The following is a 17,553-nucleotide window of genomic DNA, read 5'->3' as shown; positions in this document are numbered from 1 at the left end:
TCGGCGTCAGTACTTCCTGACGTCGGCAAAGTACCGTACCGCCTGCGGGCACGCCGCAAACCCCGGAAACACATCGATCAGCGGTTCGGAAATGGCGGGCGCAGGCGCACGCGGCGCGGTGTGACTGGCGCTGATGGCCCGCAGCTTGTGCGCATAATCGCGCCGCGACAGCGGCACGTAGTAATTGCCTGCAGACGACGAAAGCAGTTGCGCGATCCGGCGCTTGGCCACCCGTACCACGGCCACGAACGCTTCCAGCTCGGTCTCGTACGTTTGCGGCGTCATGACGTCGAACGAAGCAGGCGTCCCTTTCGGCCCGCCCGTTGCCAGTGCGGTCCAGCCAAGCGCCTCGCGCTGCAGCTCGACCACCTCGACCCAGTGGCCACGATACTCAATTTGCATGGTCTTCCCTTCTGATCGAGCGAAGAATACTCACGCCGCCCGCGAAGAGGCTCACGCAAACTCACACGGTGTCGCGGCGTTGCAAAAACACCTATCGAGAGGCCTCAGCGCGGCTGCAGCCAAGCCGGCCGGACAGGCGCGACATGCTGTCGACCCGTCTCGGCAACAGCGCGCCGGCGATCCCGATCCGCCGATAGCTCGCGGCATGCCGAAGGGGCGAACATCGCACACCCGGGCTGCGCTCATGGCGCATGCCACCAGCCGCTCAGCAAACGCTCAGGCTTGCACTGTGCCGTCACGCGGGCGCTGTCTTCCCAGCTGTCCATGCAGACATCGACTCCTGCAAACACGCCATAGCCGGCGCCCGCCTCGATCATGCCCGTTGCCAGCAGGCTTTCCCCCGCCCGGATCGCACCGCCCGACACAATGTCGCCCCCGGCGCGGATGCCCCACCCGGCACCTATGTGACGCGTGGCGCGGACCGACCCACCCGCGTGGATGCCGCGGCCAACCTGGACCTGCCCTTGCGCGTGCAGGTCGCCGCCCACCTTGACCCCCTGCCCGCAGACCAGGTCGCCGGCCACGTGCATGTCCTGGCCAATCATCGCTTCGCCGCCGATACGCGCTTCCGCGCCTGACGCGAAGCCCCACCCCGTCCGCACATTGCCTTCGCACACCACGGTGCCCGTGGCGTCCACGCCCCATTCGATGCGCATGTCCGCGCCCACCTGGATCGCCCCGCCACACTGGACGGCCCCTGCCACCAGCAGGCTGTCTCCCGCCTGCAGGCGCTCGCCGGCAAACACACCGCCGCGTGCCGTCAGGCCCCGCCCGGTGCGCAATACGGTGCCGACGTCGACGCTGCCCGTGCATTCCACCTGGCCCGCAAACACCAAGGCCTCGGTATCCAGTCCGGAAAGCCGCAAGACATCGCTGGTAGGCCCCAGCTGATCGAGCAACCAGCACGCGTCGTCCACCCGTCCGTCGCGGACCAGGTCATCGAGCAGGGCCTGGTAGCTGCTGCCGAACTCCTGCCGCCGCAGGAACCACCGGTAGCCGGCGGCACACGGCTCCTTGGTCTTGATGAAGTTGCGTGTAATGTCGGCAAGCGCCAGGTCGGTCATGACGCGGCCCTCCGCAAGAAAGGCAAGCGCGGGGCATTGCTGGCGAACCTAGCCAGCGGACGTGGCAGAAGCCCGTACGGAAAATGTGACGGCATTGGTGTTTCCATGATCGACGCGCCCGAACGGTACGAGCGGCGTCAGTCGCGCTGAGCTGTTGGCCCGGCGATGAAAACAATGCGCAAATCAGATAAAGGGGGGAGGTATCGCCGGGCTCAGGAAACTGCGCCCGAATATCGGACCCGGATGCATGCAGAACAAGGGGGGATATCGACGCGCACGGTCGCCTGCACGGCGCTCGAGGACGAGGCAGCGCGGGCAATGGATATGGGGGTGCGAAGGCCGATCATGGCCGGAGTGTAAGTGCATGCGACAAGGCCGGTCAAACCCTGGGGGGCACGGCAACCGCGGGTTGTCAGGCCTGCACTGTGTCATTCCAACACCAGTTCCACACCGCATTTGACGGCTTCATGCCGTCCCGGCATCACAAAACGCCGGCAGCACCTAAACTCCTGCGTGTGCAGCCGCATATGGACGCCAGTCGCGACCGATGCATTGCGGCGCACAGATGCAACCCGTTTGGCGGTTGCCATCCTATTTTGCTGCCAGACAGGAGGAGACACATTGCTTACGGCTATCACCCGAGAAGGTTTCAAGGTTGCGTTCGAAGATGCCCCGTGCCCGGCGCTGCTCCTCGACTGCAACCTGACAGTGCTGGCCTGCAACAGTGCGTACGAACACGCCGTGCACAAGGATCGCGCCGCCATGCTTGGCCGGCAGATCTTCGACATCTTTCCTGGATCCGACGATCAGCAGTCCGAGATCATGCGCGACTCCTACCAGCGCGTCATGGACAGCGGAAAGCCGCATCACATCTCGCAGATCCAGTATTCGATCGCCGCCAAGGGCGTGCACGAAGAGCGCTACTGGACGGTGTCCAACACCCCGGTGTTCGATGGCGATTCGGTCCTGCGCGGGATCCTGCACTGCGCAGCTGACGTCACTGAACTGGTCCGGAATGATCACCAGGATTCCGGCTCGCTGGACGTGGCCCTGATCGCCGGCCAGCAGGCCACCACGCAGCGCTGGACCCGCAACATCCAGAACATTCTTCAGAGCGAGATCCAGCGCCTGCAGCAGCTGTTCAAGCAGGCGCCGGGGTTCATCTGCGTCCTGCAAGGTCCGAACCATGTCCTTGAGCTGGCCAACGATGCGTATTACCAGTTGGCCGGTCACCGCACCATCATCGGCCAGCCGCTCGCCAAGGTCATGCCGGAAGTCATCGAACAGGGTTTCCTGGCCAAACTCGACCGCGTGTATACGACCGGAACGCCCTTTGTCGGCCGCGCCATGCCGATCAAGCTGCAACGCGAAGCCGGCGGCGAGTTCGAACAGCATTTCATCGATCTGATCTACCAGCCCATCCTTGACGCCACGCACGCCGTGACCGGCATCTTCGTGCAAGGCAATGACGTCACCGAAGCCTACGAACTAGGCCAGGAAATCGCCTATCAGGCGGCCCACGACTCGCTGACCGGCCTCATCAATCGGCGGGAATTCACCGAGCGCACCCAGCACATTGCAGGCCCCGGCCCCCATGCGCTGCTGTACATGGACATCGACCATTTCAAGATCATCAACGACCGCCGGGGGCATGCCGCCGGCAACAGCCTGCTGATCCAGGTGGCCAACCTGCTGACGACTGCCTGCGCGGACGACGATCTTCTTGCCCGGTTTGGCGGCGATGAATTCGTGCTGGTCCGGCCCAATTGCGGACCCGACGACGCCTTGGAGCTCGCGAACCGCCTGTGCGCCGCCATCGAGAACATCGACTTCATGTGGCAGGACCGGCGTTACGGCATCACCCTGAGCGTGGGCGTCGCCTTTGCCGGGGAGCCGGACGGCCTGTCGTTCGAGTCCGCCCTGGCCCAGGCCGACGCCGCCTGCTTCCTGGCAAAGGAAAAGGGGCGCAATCGTGTGCAGGTGAGCTTGCCCAGCGATGAAGAGGTCAGGCAGCAACAGCAGGACATGGACAGCGTGACCCGCCTGAAAGACGCCATGCGGGAAGACCGCGTGCTGCTCTATGCCCAGCGGATCGTCCCGTTCCACGCCGGCAGGGATAAGCCCGAGGTGTTCTGCGAAGTACTGGCGCGGATACAGGATCTGGACGGAACCGTGGTGCTGCCGGGCGCGTTCATACCCGCCGCCGAACGGTTTGGCCTGATCGAGGAGTTCGATCGGCACATTGTCCGCAAGACGTTCGCCCATATCCAGGCCCAGTCCTTACTGGCTGGCGAGCCGCCCTGCTACTTCATCAACCTCTCGGGCATCACCCTGAGCGCGCCCGGGTTTCTGGCCTTTGTTGAAGCGTCCTTGGAAACCTATCCGCTGGTCACGTCAAGCCGCATCTGCTTCGAGGTGACCGAGACGGCCGCATTGTCGAACGTGAAACGCACTGCCGACGCCATGCAACGGCTGATCGCGATGGGCTTTCAGTTCGCGCTCGACGACTTCGGCAGAGGCATGGCTTCCTTTACGTACCTGCGGCACCTGCCGGTGCATTACGTCAAGATCGACGGCGAGTTCGTCAAGGCCATCCTGGATCAGCCGGCCAGCGCCATCATTGTCGAAGCCGTGATCAAGGTCGCGCAGACGATGAATATGCGGACCATTGCCGAATCGGTGGAATCCGAGGCGTTGATCCCGCTGCTCAAATCGCTGCATATTGATTATGCCCAGGGGTTTGCCTTGCACAAGCCCGCGCCGATTTAACGCATCGAGATACGACGGGCGAAAAAAAGCCGCTGACTCACGATGAGTCAGCGGCTTTTTAGCAGGCGCCTGCGCCGATCAGCTCGGCGACAGAGTTGGCGGAGCAGCCGGAGCCGGATCCGCTGGCGCGGGCGATGCGGGCGGAACCGTTGGCGCTGGGTCAGCCGGCGCTGCTGGCGCGGCCGGCGCTGGATCAGCTGGCGCGGCCGGTTGGGCGCCTGCTGCAGGCTCCGCCGGCGTCACCGGGGAAGCAGCGGGCGCCGCCGCCGGTGGCACGGCCTGCGGCGCAGACGCCGACTGCACCGGCGCCACGCGCCAGATCGTGTTGGCCAGATCGTCCGCCACGATCAGCGCGCCGCGCGGATCCACCGTCACGCCTACCGGACGGCCCCGGGTCGTCCCGTCGTCATCCCGGAAACCGGTCACGAAGTCCACCGGTTGCCCTGTCGGCCGTCCCTGGTTGAAGGGCACGAACACGACCTTGTAGCCGACCGGATCCTTGCGGTTCCAGCTGCCATGTTCACCCACGAACACCCCATTGGCGAACTGGGTCCCCATTGCAGTGGTCGAGAAATCGACACCCAGCGCCGCCACATGCGAGCCGAGCGCATAGTCCGGCTTGACTGCCGCCGCGACCTTGTCGGGGTTCTGGGGCCGGACACGGTCATCGGCATTCTGCCCCCAATAGCTGTACGGCCAGCCGTAGAAGGCGCCTTCTCGCACCGACGTCAGGTAATCCGGAACCAGGTTGGGACCGATTTCATCCCGTTCGTTCACGACGGCCCACAACTGCCCCGTCTCGGGCTGGATGGTCAGCGCCGTCGGGTTGCGAAGGCCCGTGGCATACGCCATGTGCTCACCCGTGCGCGCGTTGACCCGCCACACCATGGCGCGATCGACTTCCGCCGTCATGCCGCGTTCGGTAATGTTGCTGTTCGATCCGATACCGACATACAGATACTGGCCGTCTGCACTCGCCGCCAGCGACTTGGTCCAGTGGTGGTTGATATCCGACGGCAGCAAGGTAACCAGCTGAGGTGGGCCGCTGGCCTGCGTCTGGCCTTCCTTGTAGTCGAACCGCACCAGGGCATCCTGGTTGGCGACATACAAGATGTTGTCGACCAAAGCCAGGCCATACGGCGCATTCAGGTTTTCAGCAAAGACCGTAGACGTTTCATACTTGCCGTCGCCATCGGCATCGCGCAGCAGGCTCAGGCGATTGCCGCCCTTGACCGAGCTGGTGCCCTTGGACTTGATCACCGCGGCAATCACATCTTTCGGCTTCAGGTCGGGCGCCGCGCCGCCGCGCCCTTCGGCCACCAGAATGTCCCCGTTGGGCAAGACCAGGGTCTGCCGTGGAATCTTCAGGTCAGTGGCAATGGCGGTCACGGTATAGCCCTGCGGCACCACAGGGATCTTGTCCCCCCACGGCGCCGGCGTGGCAATCACCATGTCCGGCAACAGCCCACGCGAGGGCTCGGGCAGTTGCGGATCCGCCCCTACCTGGACCGGTTCAGGTTTATCGCCGCATGCGCCCAGCAGAGCGGTCAACGTAACGATGGCGATCGAGCTTGCGTATTTCATAGTCATAGCGGCCCCATGACGCGTGGTGTACGGAAACCCAGCCAGCAGGCCAGGCAAGCGAGCAGAGTCACGACGATCGACAGGATCAGCCCCAAAGGCATCATCGCCCAGGCATCCCGAGCGTGCCAGAGTGCGTTGATGAACCCGAGTATCCAGGTGGCCAGCAAGACCACGAAGTACGGCACACTGCCCCGTGCCCGTTGGTAAGGCCGGAAAAGATCAACCAGCGCAAAAACAAGTGCGATGCCCGCAAATACCAGCGCGCCCGCAATCAGCCAGGACGCGAAGTTGCTCCACTGGATGTGGAAGGTTTTGGCATAGGCGGCGTCGCTGAGCAAGGCGCCCAGAAACAAGGGCACCGTGCCTGCCAGAAAGACGGCGTGCAACGGTTGTAGGGTGACGTGGTAGCGGTGTTCGATGACGTGGGCCACTGACTGCCTCCTTGGTAGCGATGTCTAGCGGGGGTGCTATCTGTGGAGGGGCATGCAGCAAGTTGCGTACCGGCGCATCGCCTGCGGGCATGCTGCAAGGTCCAAACCCTGTCAGCACATGCGTATGCGGGCTGCCGCGGCTCGCACAAGGCCAGCCTGCGGCGTGACGTCTTTTCTGCTTATTTACTCAACACATTGATCGGCTTACCGGCTTTCCACGCCTGCACGGCAGCCAGTGCGTTCTGGTAGAACGCACGAAAATTGTCTTCGCTGACGTATCCGAGGTGCGGGGTCAGCACGACGTTGTCGAGCGTGCGGATCGGATGGTCTGCAGGCAGCGGTTCCTGGTCAAACACATCCAGCCCGGCACCGCCTATCTTGTGCGCCATCAAGGCGCGCATCAACGCGTCGCTGTCCACCAGACCCGCGCGAGACGTGTTGACCAGGAACGCGCCCGGCTTCATGGCGTCAATGGCGGCCGCGTCCACCACGTGACGCGACCGTGCGCTCAAGACCAGATGCAGACTGATCGCGTCCGACGTGGCAAAGAGCTCGTGTTTCTCTACCCGTTTGACGCCGGCTTCGGCTGCCTTGTCATCGGTCAGGTTGGGACTCCACGCCACGACATCCATCCCGAAGGCGAGGCCCACTCGCGCCATGGCCGCGCCGAGCCTGCCCAGTCCCACCACGCCAAGACGCTTGCCAGCGAGGGGCACAGGCATGCGCGTTTGCCACTGGCCCTGCCGCATCGATTCGTTCTCATACGGCAGGTTCTTGAACAGTGCCAATAGCAAGGTCCACGCAAGCTCTGAAGTGGCAAAGTTGGCGTCGGGGCTGCCAGGCGCGCCGCACACAGCAATGCCCTGCGCCACGCAAGCCGGCACGTCGATGGCATTGTTTTTCAACCCCGTCGTGACCAGCAGCTTGAGGTTGGGAAGCGCGGCGATCTGGGACGCCGGAAACGGCGTGCGCTCACGCATGGCAATGATGACGTCGAATGGCTTCAAGGCTGCGTCGCGTTCCAGGCCTTCCGGCAGGTAATGCGGGAAGGTCGTGACCTTGGCATCGTCGCCCAGCGTTTTCCAGTCGGCATAGGCGCCGGCGACACCGTGGTAGTCATCCAGAACGGCAATCTTCACGCGTGTCTCCCGACGGTAAGGTCATTTCAAGTCGAACTTGCCGGCCGCGACCAGCTTTTCCCAGCGCTGCGTCTGCGTGTCAAGGTAGGCCCCGTAGGCCTGCGCATTCAGGGTACCAGGCTCGGCGCCGATCTGATTGAGCCGGTTGCGGATGTCAGGCGCGGTCATACCTTCCAGCAATGCGGAAGCGATGCGGTCCACCGCCGCCTTGGGCGTACCTAACGGTGCGACCAGCCCGAACACGGACACCAGGTCAGTGTCGGGCAGGCCCGCTTCTGCCAGCGTGGGCAAATCGGGCGCGCCTGGCCAGCGTTTTGTCGAGGTGACAGCCAGCGCCCTGACGCTGCCGGCCTTTGCGTTCGCCAGTCCGTTGATCAGGTTGTCGAACATCAGTGGAATCCGGCCGGCGAGCAGGTCAACCTGCGCGGGGCCCGTCCCCTTGTAAGGGACGTGGAGCATCGGTATCCCCGTTGCATCGGCGAACAGCACACCCGATAAATGGCTGACGGTGCCCAGACCCGCGGACCCGTAGCTGAACGTGTCCTTGGCGCTGGTCCGTCCGATTGCGATGAATTCCTTGGCAGTGTTTCCCTTGACCGAGGGGTGCACCACCAGCACGTTCGGGGACTCGGCCAGGAGCACCACGGGCATGAATCGTTTGGTGATGACGTTGTCTTTTTCACGCGCGATCACCGGGTTGACGATGTCCGCCACGACGTTGACCAGCAGCGTATTGCCATCGGGCTTGGCGTTGGACACGGCACTTGCCGCAATCGCACCGCTGGCGCCGGGCCGATTTTCCACTAGTACCGACGCGCCCAACTTTGCGGTCAGGATTTCCGCCGCAATGCGAGCCACCGCATCGGTCGGACCGCCAGGCGCAAATCCAACCACCAACCGTATCGGCTCCGAGCGCGCCTGGGCGCTGACGACGCTGGGGCTCAAGGCGGTGACGGCAACCAGATTCAACAACAGTGTCCTCAACAACATGACCGTCTCCTTTTCTTATCGTTTGAAATATCAGGACCGCAAATGCCAATGAAGGCAGGGAATCTTAGGGATTGTTGAAGAAGTCAAAGGCACGCTCGCGCGGCGCGTCCCAGACCAGATCAAACCCCACCACCGTTTTTGTCCAGGCACGTTGGCTGTCGATCACCTTTTTGAAAAACGGGTCAGCGGACAGGTCTTCAATCACGATGGCCCATGCCGCCAATTGAGCGTCCAGTACGCTTTCCGGCGCCTGCATCACTGTGATCTTGTCGACCACCTTCAGTTGTTCCAGATCCCGGGGGTAATAGACCATTTGCTTGTACGCCATGGACGATGACGCAGCGTCCCCTGCGATCTCCAGAATGCGCTTCACCTCATCGCCAAGCGCATCCAGTCGCGACTTGTTGAAGATGATCTCAAAGCACTCACACACCTGGTGGTACCCCTGGACGATATATAGAGGCGCCGCCTTGGCCAGACCGACTTGACGGTCAATGGTCGGATTCAGATATTCAGCGGCATCGACACGACCGCTCGCCAAGGCTTCCGCAGTTTCGTTTCCGGGAATCAGCACGGGCTCCATTCCCATCACGCGGCAGACATCAGCGGAAAGTCCACCGGTCCGGAACCTCAACCCTTTCAAGTCTTCCGGAGAATGGATGGGTTTCTTGAACCAGCCCAACGGTTGCGTCGGCATCGGCCCGACCAGATACCCGGAAATATTGTGTCCGTGGATCTTCTGAACCAGTTCGTCATACAGCGCCTGACCGCCGCCGTGACGCATCCAGCCCAGCATCTGCGTCGAGTTCCAGCCAAATGAAGGCGGCGTGGTGAACAGGGCATACGCCTTGTCCTTGCCATACTGGTTGGACGCCACGCCATGGGCCGCATCCAGCGCGCCCGACGCCACCGCGCCATACAAATCGCCGCCGCGGCTGACCACGGCCCCGCGCGGCAGCATTTCCAGACGGACCCGCCCTGCACCGATCGTGTTGACGATGTTGACGTAGTCCAGGGCGAACTCGTGCAGCACCGAGTCCTCGCTCCAGACGGCCTGGATTTTCAAGGTCACGTCTTGCGCCTTGGTTGAAGACGGCGGCGTGTGGCTGCTTGGTGTGTCGGACATGTACGGCAATCCCGAAAAATGTGATGAAGGAACATCCTGAACGCTGACAGCAAGAGTACTTACACCGGCCCCGCTGCACAGCGGAACAAACCCGTGACTGCACCGGCTGCGGCGCTCGTTTCAGTCGCTTTTAGGCAGGTCGGCGATGTGAGTACCGGCGTCGATCGCGGCGCACTTCTTTTCCTCGTCCGCCACGGTCTTTTGCGCCATAGCCAGGACTTCCTGCGCTCGGGCAACCGGGATGAAGCACACACCCGTATCGTCTGCGAAGACAATGTCACCGCAACAGACCCGCACCCCGGCAATGTCGACGTCGCCATTGATCTCCACAGTCTCCACCCGCCACTTGCCCGTGCGCGGCGTGATTTCCGACGCCCACACCGGGTAGTCCACCGAGCGTGAATGCGCCACATCGCGCACCCCGCCCATCACAATCGCGCCCACCTCGCCATGGCGCTTGCCCAACTGCGCGGAAATACCGCCCATATTGGAAACCCCCGCCACGCCCTGTATAACCAGAACGTCGTCGGGCTGGGCAAGGTTATGCGCTTCGAATTCGGCCATCTTGTTCACGACAGCCCGCGCGGCCTCGTACTCGTGCCCCCGCTGCATGACATTGCGCACCGTCAGCGCGGTGCCCACGATCACCTTGCCCGGGAGCGTGGGCGCCAGCGTTGACGCCGCAACCACGCCCGGGATGCCCAATCGATCCATCACATCGGAGATGACCCCGCTCGCGTCACCCAGCGCGCGGTAGGCTGCCAGCAATGCCGGGTCGGCACGGGGCACGCCCATGTGGCGAATGCGCTCCGGAGCTATCTTTCCGGTCAGTCGCTTTTCCTGTTGCATGGAAGGGCACTCCTTTTTGATTGCGTTGGATGGAGCGAATTCTTGTGCATGGGCAAGGCCCGCTCAAGCGATTTAAACTGCGATTCAGTTGAGTTTTTTCGAATCGAGAAGTCAGATGAGCCTGCCCCCGCTAAATGCTGTTCGCGCTTTCGAAGCCGTTGGGCGCCGAGGCAGCGTGAAACTCGCTGCCGAAGAGTTGTCCGTCACGCCCGGTGCCGTCAGCCGCCAGCTAGGGCTGCTGGAAGAACACCTGGGCATAAGCCTGTTCAAGCGATCCCACCGGCAGGTCACCCTCACCCACAGCGGCACGCTCTATCTGCAAAGCGTGAGCGACGCCTTGCAGCGCCTGAGCGATGCCACTGACGAAATTAAGTCAACCAAAGGACGCGACCCGCTGCACATCTGGTGCCCGATGACCTTCGGCCTGCGCTGGCTGGTCCCCCGGCTGCCCGCCTTTCGTGCCGCCCAGCCCGACCGCGACGTCGTGTTCACGACGTCACTCGGCCCGATCGACTTCAGCGCGCGCACCACCGACGTGGCCATCCGAATCGGCCAAGGCACCTGGCCTGGTTGCGCCAGCCACCGGCTGATTGATATTGAACTGACGCCGGTTTGCAGTCCGGCACTCCTGGATCGTCTGGGGCCGATGACCCGGCCCAGCGACCTCCGGCGCGCGACGCTATTGCAGTCCGCCGCCCGGCCCGGTTATTGGCGGCAGTGGTTGGAGGCTGCTGGTGCGTCCGATATCGATCCGGACCGAGGCATTACGTTTGAAAGCGTCAGCCTGGCGTATCAGATGGCCATGAATGGTGCCGGGGTGGCGTTAGGGCAGTTGGCGCTGGTTGAAGATGATTTGCGGACGGGGCGTTTGGTGGCGCCGTTTGCGCAGAGGACCGATTCGAAGGATGCGTTTTATTTGATCTATCCCAATCGGTTGATCAGTGATCCGTTTGTGATGCTGTTTCGGGATTGGCTGCTTGGGGAGGCTGGCGGTGGTGAGGTGCGAACGGGCTGATCGCAACGGCCGTCCAGGAGGACAAGAATAGAAGGACGAAAAAAAGCCGCTGACTCATACAAATCAACGGCTTTTTCATATCTGGAGCCTGGGGCCGGAATCGAAATACCACGGCCCCACAAAGTGAAGCCCTCCTAGCGCGCCAGGCTTGGCCGCCAGGCATTGCGACTATCTTCCTTGTCGCCGGCTTGGTGTTACGGTACAGGCTGTCTGGCAACCAATCCGGTATATCCACATGAAAACCAGTCCAACGATCGATAACGTATTACGGGTCGCGTTGGTTACAGGATCCACTTCCGGTATCGGCGCAGCCATTGCCCGTGCATTAAACCGCGCGGGCTATGCGGTCGTGCTCCATTCGCGAAATTCTGCGGATACGGGACGCGCCATGGCCGCCGAAATGGAGCAGGCCATTTACGTGCAAGCTGATCTTGCTTTCGAAGCGGACAGGGTGAGGCTTATTGACGAAGCGATCGCCGCGTGGGGACAGCTCGACGTATTGATCAATAACGCCGGTATTAGCAAAGTCATTCCGCACGGCGACCTCGCCTCTGCCAGCTCGACGGTGTGGCACGAACTCAACGAGGTTAATGTCATTGCACCGTTCCACCTGGTTGCGTTGGCCGAGTCGGCATTGCGAGATGCCGCCCGTCACCGTCGGGCAGGATGCGTCGTAAATATCAGCTCGCATGCGGGTATCCGTCCCAAGGGTGCATCGATTCCCTATGCGGTGAGCAAAGCTGCACTCAATCACATGACCCGCTTGCTCGCCGTATCGCTGGGGCCAGACATTCGCGTAAACGCTGTGGCACCCGGCCTGGTCGACACGCCCCTGACCGCAGAGTGGACAGGCGCCCAAGAGTTGTGGCGGACCCGTGCCCCCATGCGCAGGGCAGCCAGTCCGGACGACATCGCAAAAGCTGTTGCGATGCTCATCGAGTCGGACTACTTAACCGGCGAGATACTGTTGTCAGACGGCGGCTTGAATTTGACTTAGGTTTAGCGTGCTTAGTTGAGGCAGGTCGGAATCAGAGGCACTCTGTTTCGCCGACTTGTCCCTTGCTTAAGGCTGTTTATCCGCCCTTGAACAGGTGCTCGTGAACCCACCCATCGTGCGTCAAGATGACGGTTGCCTTGCCAGGGATATCGCCCTGCGCCTGTTCGGCAAAATTATCGTAACTGGTACGCATGACTTCCAGTTTTGCCCAGCTGTCTGCACCGTCCACCTTGTAGCGGTAAGTCACTCGCGATAGCTTTACGCCCATCGTGTCGCTGGGTTGCGTGAAGTTGTCCACTTCTACTACGGTGTATTTGCCTGTGCAGAAGGCACCATGCTCACCGACGGTGTTCGCACCGTTAGCCACGAAGAACTTGTTGCCGGCGGCAGTGACCTGGTATTCGGTAGCAGTCTCCACCTTGTTGCCAAACGCGCTTTTAACCTCTGTGGACCGCTTCGTCAGCAGTCCGGCATCGACCAACGCATCGGCTTGCTTTATCTTTTGACTACCGAAGAAGTCTCGACTCGATACGGTAAACGGGAAGTCCTTAGCAGGAATCGCAGCGCAGAGGCCCTTTTGTGTGTCCAGATACGCCTGGATGGCATTGCTGAAATTGCTCTTGCTAGCGTCCTTCGCATTGCCGCACGCGGCAATACCAAGGGCAACGCTGCTGACAGCGATGAAATTGATGGCGGTTTGCAAAATGCTTCCTCTTCGGGTCAGGCCAACTCGCCATTTGATATGACGATGTGACCCGTCGATATGCGTGCTTCTCGGCATTGCTTCAGTTGTCAGGCAGATGGCAAAACCGCAGTAACGACTGTGTCGGGCGCGTATTGCCGTCGTCAAGGTGTTGTTGGAGGACGAAAAAAAGCCGCTGACTGATCACAGTCAACGGCTTTTCATGTCTGGTGCCCGGGGCCGGAATCGAACCGGCACGCCTCGCGGCGGGGGATTTTGAGTCCCGTAGCTAAAGCGAGGAACGGCGCGGGTCTCCAGGCAAATCGTTCCGCATCAAACAGACGTTTTGCCATCAGGTAACTGTTCGAAATGCGGAACGGAATCTATCGTGGCTACACTGTATGTATAAACAGTGATCATTGCTATGAAACGCCCCCAGTTGACCGCTTCAGCAGAACCGATGATGCTCGCCACGTTGCGGGCAATATGGGTCGACCACCCGGACGAACATACCCGCGTGTTGCTGCGCGAAATTGCTCGCCTGCACGGCGTACTGCGGCAGGTGGATCAAGCAAGCGCCACAGTGGCCGCCGTGTGGCTTGCCGAGCGTGGCGGTCGACTTACTGCTCTGCACCAACTGAACCTGCTGCTTGAACGCGAGCCGGCTGTGATGGAGCAGAAGGTTCGACGCGGCAGCCTCCGAGGCGTCTCGCCGGTGGCGCGTGCGATGAATTTGGACGAAGACGGGGACGACTTCCCAGTGATGCCGCTGGATGTGCCGCGCGGCCGCCTCTAGCGAAGGTAGCTCCCTCCTAGATAACGCAGGCGAACACTTGGTATGCCGTCGAAGAGATGCGCAAATCGATAGGGATTCCTAAGATCAGCTTGGTTGTGGCTTTGCAATTCAATTAGTACTTCCGCGTCACTCAGCTAGCAACAAGCAGAAACGTTTTGTTGCGCCTGTTTTGGTCGTGCGAGTATGATTCGATCCGCCCTCACCCTGTGGATCTCGCATATGAGCACAAACCTTCGTCCCCACCACGGAATGTCTGTAGCGGACGTAATTTTGTCGATGCCGAGCGCTGTGAAGCCGTTCTTGAAGGCTGGGATGACGCGTATCGAGACGCTGGAGAGTGCTGACTGGACACAATTGTGCGGCTATGCGGTCGATGCCTTCGACAGTGGTTCGCTTGAGGACAAGAAGCAGGTAGCGGCTGAACTCAATATCTCTAAGGACGAGGTATCTGCCGTCCTTAACGCAGCAACGTTTCTAGTAGCACTTGTCACCGCTTTTTCGGAGATGAGCGTTGATGAACTCGCAGCAGCGCTGTACGCCGAAGAGCTAATCCCTGCGGAAAATTCAAACATTCGTGCCCTGCTCCAAGCCATCTCGCAAAAGCAGGGAGCCATCAATGACCAGATGGACAAGGGCCAGCTTGCCAATTCGACGTTGCCTACTCTTCAGCGCTTTCTGATCAGCGTTGATGTTCGCCTGCCAGCTTCTGAGGAGCCACTTAGCTCTGCAGTACCTGTCGCTGTTGCAATGTTGGACACGGATCTTGACAGTTCTCTAAGCTTTCAGATGACCAAGAAGCAGGTCCAGCTGATGATGAAACGGCTTGAGGACGCACTTCAGCAATTCGAACGAGCAGAGAAGCTGATCGGGCTAGCATCTAGCCGAAGCGACATTTGAAGAGGTAATTCCAATGGTGCTTCCGCCGTTTGATGTAGTCGCCGCTAGCTTTGTTGGATTGGGAGCTATCATTGCTTGGTGCAGAATGACCGCGACAGAATCACGCGCCATCTGCTTGTCACGCCTGTTGGACAGCGTTTTCGGAAGTAAGAAGCGGTCCAGGTGGCGATCACTTTCCGAGTGTTTAATTTTCGTGGCGCTCGGTGTTGCCTTCAGCTATGCAGCGATACAGCCAGAGAGCGTGATGCAATGCCTGTCAGCAGGATTGGGTTGGACTGCGCTACTATCAACATCTAGCAAGCCTTTAACGGGTCAAAAATGAACAATCACAGAGCTATCGCCAATGTGTGCTTAGTTGTTGTCATTGTTGCAGGCCTGGGCGCAACCTTCTACGAAGCATGGGAAAACTACATGCTAGCGTTGGCTACGGTTGCTGCCTTGATCGCACTACTATCGTACGTTCGCACTGCTTCAACCGATGACGAACCTGAGGAAGTTGCCGCTACCCATACAGCTCCGGTTGAAGCCGATCGGAAAATGGATCATTGGGTGGTACCGTCCTCAACTCTTGAGCAGCTTGAAGAATTTAACCAACTCCTAATTTCTGAAGTCAGACTGCAGAGGGCCAAGACACACCACCGAGCTGAAATTTCGCTCGTGGTCGAATCGTTACATCCAAAGAACGGCGACCAGGAGATTGAACCTGTGATGTGGGTCAAGGCCTATGAGCAGGTAAAGCCAGTGGATTTTCGCCGGGTTCGCGTCACTAAAACGCCTGCCTCTTATCCGTTAAATCGTGCAACAGACGAGCTTGTAGTTTGCAACTAGGCTTCTGACAGTTAGAAATCAAAGGACAGTCCCCGTACTGTCCTTTTTGCTTTCTGCGCGGCTGGTAGCCTTGACCTGAAACCGTCGTGGGCTGGCCTGCAGGCCATCAGCAGACCCATCAAGATCAGCAGCTCGAAACTCAAAGGCCAGAATCGAGTGCACGCGTGTAATCTTGCCAGCTCGTCACGGTGCTTCCGGCGCTGACAGCATTTGCCGCCATCTTTCCGTATTCTGCTGTGCACTCGCTCGCCACGATTCGTAGGGTACGGGCGTCATCAGCGCCGGTGCGGGCGCTGGGATTGCCGCCGGCCTGACCACTGGTGGCGCGGGCGTCTGCGGCGGCAAGGGCGTTCCGCAGGCCGACAAGAGCAGCGGCAGTATCGCGAGCAGCCTGCGCGTTCTCGGCGCGGCGAGCCTGGTCGTTGTAGGTGACTTGCGCATTGGCTTCCATCCTGTTGTATTCGATCTGCCGCTGATCCGCCTCGGCGGTGCGCGCGGCTGTTGCGGCGTCTGCGCGTTCGCTGGCCACCACAGCGACCTGCGTTTGCATCGCCGCCGTGCCGCGCCAACCTTGCACCGTCCATCCGGCCGCGGCCCCCACCAGTAGTCCGGCTACTGCGCCGATGCCCAACGTGCTCAGCGGACTCATGGCTTCGGCCCCTTCTTGACCGTAGCCGCTTCCACCTCCGGGAAAATCTCCTCGACGCGATGTTGTGCCGCCTCAGCCCGCGCAGCGGCGTCCTGGGCGCGATCGGCCTGGGCCTTGGCACTTGGCCCCACCGCAAGGTCACGCAGCGCCTGGGCGGCCTCGCTGGCCCCTTCCGCAGCCTGCCGGACGGCATCGCGAGTGTTTTGCGCCTTCGCGCCGTATTCGTCCCGCACGCGCAGGATCTCGGTGACGTGCCGGGCGGCCTGCTCGCTCATGAGGTGGCTCAGTTCGATGCGGCCGATCGAATAGCCGGCGATGCCGCCAAACAGAGCAATGGCGACGCCGCTGGTCGCCGTTTTGATTGCAGCCACCAGCGGCTGGTTAAGGACACAGAACCGGTCAAACTTGAGGCGCGATAGCCTGGACATGTGGCACTCCTTTCAGCTCAGCGACTTCGTCCGTCAGGTTCTTGATTTGGCTGCTGAGCGCACGGACTTCGCCGCGCAGCTCGCCCACCACCTGGTGAAGGTCGTTTCGTTCCTGGGCGAACCGGTCGGCCCGCTCATTGGCGACCTTTGTGGCCTCCCGTTCCTTGTCCAGCTGATCAGACAGCCGGTTGATCATGTCGAGCTGTGCGCCCCCGCTCGCCTTGTCGATCTTGTTGGTCTTGTAGGCGGTCCAGGCCTGGCTCAGCACAACGCCTGCCACTGCCATCAGACCCGCCCACCCGGAGATAACCTCCTGGGTTACAGCTTCAGCCGCCATGGTCACTCCTTCACGGTGCCGCCGGCGGCGACATAGGCGCGCACCAGGTCGTCGATCTTCTGCTCGTGCTGGCCGTATCCGGCGCCTGGCAGGCTAGCCCAGATGTTCCGGATCTTCGCGATGGCATCGCGGATGCGGCCCGCTTCGATGTCGGGGATCGCACGACGCTCGCGGATCTGCTGAATGGCGATGCGGTCCTGGTTGATCGGGCTGAAGCCGCCCTGCAGCTTCATCGATACCCGATAGGCATCCCAGTACCGCTGCAGCAGCTGGTAGCGCCCGGCCGCCGTGGAACTGATGCCGAGGCGCGGCAACGGCACCAGCTTGCGGGGGTGGTCCGCATAGCTGCCAAACAGGCCGCCGCCGACCACCACGTTGTACCCGTCGTCCGAAGACGCCAACAGCTTCGGGCCGATCTCGCTGAACGCGAGCATGTCCAGGACCGCCAGCATGTTGCTGCTTCCTGCTTCCTTTTCCGAGATCCTCGGCATGGTGTCTCCAGACGAAAAA

The 17,553-nt window shown here is 61.2% G+C and carries 18 protein-coding genes and 1 pseudogene; 6 read left to right on the top strand and 13 right to left on the bottom strand.

The genetic code is table 11. The annotated features are described in order from the left end of the window. Nucleotides 1-6: 6 nt before the first annotated feature. Together IE116_RS20880 and IE116_RS20875 are read right to left on the bottom strand one after the other, a co-directional pair. Nucleotides 7-402, bottom strand: coding sequence for a hypothetical protein (locus IE116_RS20880; RefSeq protein WP_189615169.1), 396 nt, complete (start codon nt 400-402; stop codon nt 7-9). Nucleotides 403-644: 242 nt separating this feature from the next. Next, a complete protein-coding gene (locus IE116_RS20875) occupies nt 645-1,526 on the bottom strand; it encodes a hypothetical protein (RefSeq protein WP_189615168.1) in 882 nt (293 codons plus the stop codon). Nucleotides 1,527-2,147: 621 nt separating this feature from the next. Here IE116_RS20875 and IE116_RS20870 point away from each other — a divergent pair. Beyond that, complete coding sequence (locus IE116_RS20870) at nt 2,148-4,295, top strand: sensor domain-containing protein (RefSeq protein ID WP_189615167.1); 2,148 nt, start codon at nt 2,148-2,150, stop codon at nt 4,293-4,295. Between the two features lie 297 nt (nt 4,296-4,592). Here the strand turns inward: IE116_RS20870 and IE116_RS20865 are convergent. The 6 genes and pseudogenes from IE116_RS20865 to IE116_RS20840 form a co-directional block, all read right to left on the bottom strand. After that, nucleotides 4,593-5,879 (bottom strand): annotated as a pseudogene (locus IE116_RS20865) (PQQ-dependent sugar dehydrogenase); the annotation flags it as partial. A gap of 2 nt (nt 5,880-5,881) precedes the next feature. Continuing rightward, entirely contained in the window at nt 5,882-6,310 is a 429-nt protein-coding gene (locus IE116_RS20860; protein ID WP_189615166.1) for a DUF2231 domain-containing protein, read from the bottom strand. Between the two features lie 179 nt (nt 6,311-6,489). After that, nucleotides 6,490-7,449, bottom strand: coding sequence for a D-2-hydroxyacid dehydrogenase family protein (locus IE116_RS20855; RefSeq protein WP_189615165.1), 960 nt, complete (start codon nt 7,447-7,449; stop codon nt 6,490-6,492). A gap of 21 nt (nt 7,450-7,470) precedes the next feature. Beyond that, nucleotides 7,471-8,439 (bottom strand): Bug family tripartite tricarboxylate transporter substrate binding protein, encoded by a 969-nt coding sequence (locus tag IE116_RS20850; RefSeq protein ID WP_189615164.1) that lies wholly within the window; start codon nt 8,437-8,439, stop codon nt 7,471-7,473. Between the two features lie 64 nt (nt 8,440-8,503). Beyond that, nucleotides 8,504-9,511 (bottom strand): TRAP transporter substrate-binding protein, encoded by a 1,008-nt coding sequence (locus IE116_RS20845; protein WP_189615163.1) that lies wholly within the window; start codon nt 9,509-9,511, stop codon nt 8,504-8,506. A 174-nt stretch (nt 9,512-9,685) separates the two neighbouring features. After that, the gene (locus tag IE116_RS20840; RefSeq protein WP_189615162.1) at nt 9,686-10,414 is read right to left on the bottom strand and encodes an RraA family protein; all 729 of its coding nucleotides are present in this window, start codon (nt 10,412-10,414) and stop codon (nt 9,686-9,688) included. A 115-nt stretch (nt 10,415-10,529) separates the two neighbouring features. On the opposite strand from IE116_RS20840, the gene gcvA reads away from it, so the two are divergent. Next, the gene (gene gcvA / locus IE116_RS20835) at nt 10,530-11,429 is read left to right on the top strand and encodes a transcriptional regulator GcvA (RefSeq protein ID WP_189615161.1); all 900 of its coding nucleotides are present in this window, start codon (nt 10,530-10,532) and stop codon (nt 11,427-11,429) included. 235 nt (nt 11,430-11,664) lie between these two features. Then, nucleotides 11,665-12,426, top strand: a complete 762-nt coding sequence (locus IE116_RS20830; protein ID WP_189615160.1) for an SDR family NAD(P)-dependent oxidoreductase — start codon at nt 11,665-11,667, stop codon at nt 12,424-12,426. Between the two features lie 76 nt (nt 12,427-12,502). Here IE116_RS20830 and IE116_RS20825 read toward each other — a convergent pair whose 3' ends face one another. Then, nucleotides 12,503-13,129: an SEN1982 family lipoprotein gene (locus IE116_RS20825; protein ID WP_189615159.1), complete on the bottom strand. Its 627-nt coding sequence runs from the start codon at nt 13,127-13,129 to the stop codon at nt 12,503-12,505. A gap of 403 nt (nt 13,130-13,532) precedes the next feature. Between IE116_RS20825 and IE116_RS20820 the strand changes: the two genes are divergently transcribed. The 3 genes from IE116_RS20820 (at nt 13,533) to IE116_RS20810 (ending at nt 15,629) form a co-directional block, all read left to right on the top strand. Continuing rightward, entirely contained in the window at nt 13,533-13,904 is a 372-nt protein-coding gene (locus IE116_RS20820) for a hypothetical protein (RefSeq protein ID WP_189615158.1), read from the top strand. Nucleotides 13,905-14,123: 219 nt separating this feature from the next. Continuing rightward, complete coding sequence (locus tag IE116_RS20815) at nt 14,124-14,801, top strand: hypothetical protein (protein ID WP_189615157.1); 678 nt, start codon at nt 14,124-14,126, stop codon at nt 14,799-14,801. A gap of 318 nt (nt 14,802-15,119) precedes the next feature. Then, nucleotides 15,120-15,629: a hypothetical protein gene (locus tag IE116_RS20810; RefSeq protein WP_189615156.1), complete on the top strand. Its 510-nt coding sequence runs from the start codon at nt 15,120-15,122 to the stop codon at nt 15,627-15,629. A gap of 139 nt (nt 15,630-15,768) precedes the next feature. On the opposite strand, the gene IE116_RS20805 is transcribed toward IE116_RS20810, so the two are convergent. The 4 genes from IE116_RS20805 to IE116_RS20790 are packed head-to-tail and all read right to left on the bottom strand — an operon-like array spanning nt 15,769 to nt 17,534. After that, nucleotides 15,769-16,278 (bottom strand): hypothetical protein, encoded by a 510-nt coding sequence (locus tag IE116_RS20805; RefSeq protein ID WP_189615155.1) that lies wholly within the window; start codon nt 16,276-16,278, stop codon nt 15,769-15,771. After that, complete coding sequence (locus IE116_RS20800; RefSeq protein WP_189615154.1) at nt 16,275-16,706, bottom strand: hypothetical protein; 432 nt, start codon at nt 16,704-16,706, stop codon at nt 16,275-16,277. Before IE116_RS20800 ends, IE116_RS20805 begins: the two co-directional genes overlap by 4 nt. Beyond that, a complete protein-coding gene (locus IE116_RS20795; RefSeq protein ID WP_189615153.1) occupies nt 16,678-17,043 on the bottom strand; it encodes a coiled-coil domain-containing protein in 366 nt (121 codons plus the stop codon). The genes IE116_RS20800 and IE116_RS20795 overlap by 29 nt, the downstream gene beginning before the upstream one ends. Nucleotides 17,044-17,045: 2 nt before the next feature. Beyond that, entirely contained in the window at nt 17,046-17,534 is a 489-nt protein-coding gene (locus IE116_RS20790; protein ID WP_189615830.1) for a glycoside hydrolase family 24 protein, read from the bottom strand. Nucleotides 17,535-17,553: the final 19 nt, after the last annotated feature.

It is taken from the genome of Pigmentiphaga litoralis, assembly GCF_014651835.1.
Lineage (GTDB): Bacteria > Pseudomonadota > Gammaproteobacteria > Burkholderiales > Burkholderiaceae_B > Pigmentiphaga > Pigmentiphaga litoralis.
The sequence above is the reverse complement of the archived record's forward strand: the minus strand, read 5'-3'. Positions and strand labels throughout refer to the sequence as shown.

What these genes read in the sequence shown, in the direction of transcription:
- IE116_RS20830 (WP_189615160.1), top strand. Translation starts at nt 11,665, where the DNA reads ATGAAAACCAGTCCAACGATCGATAACGTATTACGGGTCGCGTTGGTT.
- IE116_RS20795 (WP_189615153.1), bottom strand. Translation starts at nt 17,043, where the DNA reads ATGGCGGCTGAAGCTGTAACCCAGGAGGTTATCTCCGGGTGGGCGGGT.
- IE116_RS20875 (WP_189615168.1), bottom strand. Translation starts at nt 1,526, where the DNA reads ATGACCGACCTGGCGCTTGCCGACATTACACGCAACTTCATCAAGACC.
- gcvA (WP_189615161.1), top strand. Translation starts at nt 10,530, where the DNA reads ATGAGCCTGCCCCCGCTAAATGCTGTTCGCGCTTTCGAAGCCGTTGGG.
- IE116_RS20810 (WP_189615156.1), top strand. Translation starts at nt 15,120, where the DNA reads ATGAACAATCACAGAGCTATCGCCAATGTGTGCTTAGTTGTTGTCATT.
- IE116_RS20880 (WP_189615169.1), bottom strand. Translation starts at nt 402, where the DNA reads ATGCAAATTGAGTATCGTGGCCACTGGGTCGAGGTGGTCGAGCTGCAG.
- IE116_RS20815 (WP_189615157.1), top strand. Translation starts at nt 14,124, where the DNA reads ATGAGCACAAACCTTCGTCCCCACCACGGAATGTCTGTAGCGGACGTA.
- IE116_RS20805 (WP_189615155.1), bottom strand. Translation starts at nt 16,278, where the DNA reads ATGAGTCCGCTGAGCACGTTGGGCATCGGCGCAGTAGCCGGACTACTG.
- IE116_RS20850 (WP_189615164.1), bottom strand. Translation starts at nt 8,439, where the DNA reads ATGTTGTTGAGGACACTGTTGTTGAATCTGGTTGCCGTCACCGCCTTG.
- IE116_RS20800 (WP_189615154.1), bottom strand. Translation starts at nt 16,706, where the DNA reads ATGTCCAGGCTATCGCGCCTCAAGTTTGACCGGTTCTGTGTCCTTAAC.
- IE116_RS20820 (WP_189615158.1), top strand. Translation starts at nt 13,533, where the DNA reads ATGAAACGCCCCCAGTTGACCGCTTCAGCAGAACCGATGATGCTCGCC.
- IE116_RS20840 (WP_189615162.1), bottom strand. Translation starts at nt 10,414, where the DNA reads ATGCAACAGGAAAAGCGACTGACCGGAAAGATAGCTCCGGAGCGCATT.
- IE116_RS20790 (WP_189615830.1), bottom strand. Translation starts at nt 17,534, where the DNA reads ATGCCGAGGATCTCGGAAAAGGAAGCAGGAAGCAGCAACATGCTGGCG.